Source organism: Subtercola boreus, assembly GCF_003399635.1.
In the GTDB taxonomy this organism is placed as follows: domain Bacteria; phylum Actinomycetota; class Actinomycetes; order Actinomycetales; family Microbacteriaceae; genus Subtercola; species Subtercola boreus_B.
Window position 1 is genome coordinate 1 of sequence record NZ_NBXB01000072.1, and the last position, 3,741, is coordinate 3,741.

Annotated in this window: 3 protein-coding genes and 3 pseudogenes; 4 read left to right on the plus strand and 2 right to left on the minus strand. The window is 58.5% G+C overall.

The window, feature by feature from the left end:
* The first annotated feature begins 250 nt into the window (after nt 1-250).
* On the plus strand, nt 251-817 hold the full coding sequence (locus B7R22_RS18365) for a PadR family transcriptional regulator (protein WP_116413131.1): 567 nt from the start codon (nt 251-253) through the stop codon (nt 815-817).
* A complete protein-coding gene (locus B7R22_RS18370; RefSeq protein ID WP_116413132.1) occupies nt 817-2,436 on the plus strand; it encodes an MFS transporter in 1,620 nt (539 codons plus the stop codon). Before B7R22_RS18365 ends, B7R22_RS18370 begins: the two co-directional genes overlap by 1 nt.
* 84 nt (nt 2,437-2,520) lie before the next feature.
* Here B7R22_RS18370 and B7R22_RS20020 read toward each other — a convergent pair.
* Nucleotides 2,521-2,672: pseudogene (locus B7R22_RS20020) on the minus strand (IS30 family transposase); the annotation flags it as partial.
* A gap of 30 nt (nt 2,673-2,702) precedes the next feature.
* On the opposite strand from B7R22_RS20020, the pseudogene B7R22_RS20495 reads away from it, so the two are divergent.
* Both B7R22_RS20495 and B7R22_RS18380 read left to right on the plus strand, forming a co-directional pair.
* Nucleotides 2,703-2,824, plus strand: a pseudogene (locus B7R22_RS20495) (transposase); the annotation flags it as partial.
* A 97-nt stretch (nt 2,825-2,921) separates the two neighbouring features.
* Nucleotides 2,922-3,224, plus strand: a pseudogene (locus tag B7R22_RS18380) (IS21 family transposase); the annotation flags it as partial.
* A gap of 345 nt (nt 3,225-3,569) precedes the next feature.
* Here B7R22_RS18380 and B7R22_RS18385 read toward each other — a convergent pair.
* Nucleotides 3,570-3,741, minus strand: a 172-nt coding sequence (locus tag B7R22_RS18385; RefSeq protein ID WP_172582573.1) for an ATP-binding protein, incomplete at its 5' end; no start/stop codon positions are given.

Here is a 3,741-nt window from a genome sequence, read left to right on the forward strand (position 1 = left end):
CGAGCTCCTCCGCAGAGGGCTCCGGCTTGTTTCTCTTCACAACATCCAGTGTCGTCATCACGGCACCTTCCCCGCCAGGCACACGCCCGACGCGTTAGGCCAGAAACACCGAATTCAGCACAGTCCCGAGACAGTCCCGGATTCAGACTTAGCGGGCAGAAGCGGGCACGTGGTTTCTGCCGGGTCTGTAACGTTTTCGGCGGGGACTGTCTCGTTAGATACCCGCGACAGGTCGTGCAAGACTAGTTTCATGTCATCTATTCGATTGTTCATCCTCGGTTCGCTTGCTGAGCGTGGACCGATGCATGGTCATGGCTTGTTATTACTCGCTGAAGAGGAGCACATCGATGAGTGGACGGACTTCACCTCAAGCGCCGTGTACGGTGCGATCAAAAGGCTGACAACTGACGGTTTGATCGAAGAGTTTCGGACGGAGAAGCATGGTAATTATCCTGAACGGCTGGTGTATCAGATCAGCGAGGCAGGTAATGCTTCTTTGCATAAGCTGCGTCAGGAGGCTCTTACTGAAATCGTCATCAGACCGGATCCGCTTGACCTGGCGCTGGCGCGGCTAGACCCCGACCATCTAGATGATCTGTTTGCGCTGGTTCGGGAGCGTCTTGGTCGGCTGAGTTATACCCTCTCGACAACTCAAGAACACGCCGTCGATATCCGTGAACATCTATCCCTCGCCGAGTCGTGGGCGATGTCTCACCGAATCTCTCGATGGAGAAGCGAAGTCGAGTGGCATGAGGGTCTGCTTGGGGCCCTTCCCGATATCGTCGCGGACGAAAAGTCCCGAAAGGAATTGAGCTGATGTCTGACACCCCAATTGCTAGAGCTGTTACTGCTCGTGAAGCCGGACATAAATCTGCCGGGTACGCTGCGTCGTGGGCGCCGGTGCCCGGGGTGAGCAACAGACGAGCATGGGGGTCGTTGAGTGTTCTGCTGATCGGGCTATTCATGTCCCTGCTAGATACGACGATCGTTAATGTCGCGTTGCAGACTATTCGCACAAGCATCAACGCGAACGAGGCGACGCTGGCGTGGATTATTTCTGGGTATGCCCTTGCATTTGGTCTCGTGTTAATCCCGGCGGGCCGGATCGGGGATCGGATCGGTCACAAATGGGTCTTCTTCACAGGCCTTCTCGTGTTCACACTCGCCAGCCTGTTCGCCGGTCTTGCCCAAAATTCAACGGAACTGATCGTCGCACGCGTCATCCAGGGAATCGGTGGGGGAATCTTCTTCCCGCCGGTGACCGCTTTCATCCAACTGCTGTTCCCCCCGATGAAACGAGGGAAAGCCTTCGCGATCCTGGGTGCTGTTCTTGGGGTGTCCTCGGCCCTCGGCCCTGTGGTCGGTGGCCTTTTGATCGAGGCAGTAGGTGCGGAGAACGGGTGGCGGTACATATTCTTCGTCAATCTCCCGATCGGCGTCGTCGCCCTCATCGCGGCGGTCCTGGTCCTTCCCAAGGTAGCCGTTGGGGCGAAGGCAACGATGGACATCATCGGTCTCTTGTTGCTTGCCGGTGGTCTCGTCGCTATCCTTGTGCCACTCATTCAGGGACAAGACGAGGGATGGCCGTTGTGGACCTTCCTGTCTCTCGTCGGTGGAGGGGTCCTCATGGTGCTGTTTGCCCTTTGGGAATTGCGTCTCGCCCGTCGCGGATCATCTCCGCTCGTTCCTCCTCACCTTTTCTCGCACCCAGCATTCACGGGAGGCACGATACTTGCGCTCGTCTACTTCGCAGCGTTCACGAGCATTTTTTTTACAATTTCGTTGCTCTGGCAGGCTGGCCTTGGCCATACAGCCCTTGAGTCGGGCCTTGTTTCAGTACCGTTCGCTATCGCCAGCATCATCGGGGCATCGCAAAGCGACCGGGTGGCTCAAAAACTGGGGCGAAATGTTCTCGTACTTGGCACAGCGCTCGTATCTGTAGGCCTCATCAGTCTCTGGATCATTTTCTCCACAGTACAACCGTCCGATCTCACCAGCTGGGCGCTACTTGGTCCGCTAGCGATCGCAGGTCTAGGAAGCGGTTTCTTCATCGCGCCGAATTCCCGCTTCATCGTCGCAACAGTAGACAACTCCGAAGCCGGCGCCGCTAGCGGCGTGATCGGCACCATGCAGCGCGTCGGGAGCGCCATTGGAATCGCCATCGTCTCCAGCGTCTTATTCGGTGTCGCCAACCTCTCAGGGCTACAAACCGAAATCGCCGACAAAGTAGCAAAAGCCCTCCCGGAAGCGCTAAAAAGTGGGACCTACGCCACCCCAGCTGCAGCGGCGGAAGCACTCGGGGCATCCATCTCCAAATCCAGCCTCGCGACACATTTCACAGACGCGGCAACCGTGTCAATGCTCGTCAGCGCGATCTTCGCCCTGATAGCAGTCGCGCTCGTATTCACACTGCCAAAACGAATCAAATTGCACTAAATATCCTCAAGCGACCCAGTCGCCCTGACCCGCACTCAGGCCCCCCAGGGAGCAAATCGATGTGAAAAAAATGGCATCATCTCAGGCAACTAGCAGGACGGCCTCGTCGCGTTCCTCGAACGTCAAATAGCGACCACTGACCGCGGTAAGAGTGATCGGTGACATCCCCCCGAAATACGTCGCCAAAACCTTCACTGCATCGAACGCGACGGCTCCGGCCGACCAGGCGATCGCATCGCCGGCCGCAACGCCCGATCCGCCGCCCGTGGGAAGAATTCACACCCTCCTCGCGTATGAAGTCGAGATTCGCACGGTGATCTGTTCCACGAACGCTTTCGAATCGCTCAACGCCCGCTACCGCCTGAGTATTCGCTTCTCTGAGGGCCACCGGTATTGCGGTTGAGGGCCAGGTGCCTATTGCTGGAATCGCGTCGGTGGGGGCCACTCGATATTCGGGTTGAGGGCCACCGTTCTTAGTGGTTCGGATGGTACGCAAGATCAAAGCGAAGCTGGTGCTTCGGCTGCGGGCGGAGGGTTTCTCGGGGCGGCAGATCGCAGCGCAGGGCATGTCCCGCATGAGCGTGGCCGCGGTCATCGAGGCCGCCGACCGGGAGCGGATCGACTTCAACGACATCGTCGAGCTCGATGAAGTCGACGTGTATGCGCGGCTATTCCCCGGCCGTGGTGAGTATGACAGTGTTCACGCGCAGCCGGATTGGGAGCGGGTGCATCGGGAGCTGGCGAAGGTCGGGGTGACGTTGAAGCTGCTGCACGGCGAGTACCTCGACACCTGCCAAGCGGATGGGTCGCCGGCGATTGTCTCTGGCAGCGTTAGCCAGGACCACTCGGGCAATCTAAGCGGAGACCACCTCGGCGTTTTGCGGGGTGTCGGGGCAATCTAAGCCAGGCCCACCTCCACCGTTATCGCAACGTGTTATTTGTTGCTGAGGGTGGAGGTTCGGGATGGAGTTACGGGTGGAAAAGTTCGCGCAGATCCGGCGTGATGAGAGGGTGGAGGGGCTCTTGAGTATTTGCGTGGTTGGGAGCCACTGAATATTGCTGTTCGGAGCCCTCGGTATTGCGGATGAGAGCCAGCGAATCGTGTGGTTGGGAGCCGCTGGCTCTCGTTGCGGTTAGGCGGCGCGTTTCGCGGCGTGTTCTCTCATGTTGTGGCTGCTGGTCTCGACCCAGATGGTGTGATGCACGATGCGGTCCATGATCGCGTCGGCGTGGACTCCGGAGCCGAGGCGTTGGTGCCAGTCCTTTTGTGCGTATTGGGTACAGAACACGGTCGAGGTTTCGTCG

Bases quoted from the DNA above. Each gene is read 5' to 3' on its own strand.
- B7R22_RS18365 (WP_116413131.1), top strand. From the start codon at position 251: ATGTCATCTATTCGATTGTTCATCCTCGGTTCGCTTGCTGAGCGTGGA.
- B7R22_RS18370 (WP_116413132.1), top strand. From the start codon at position 817: ATGTCTGACACCCCAATTGCTAGAGCTGTTACTGCTCGTGAAGCCGGA.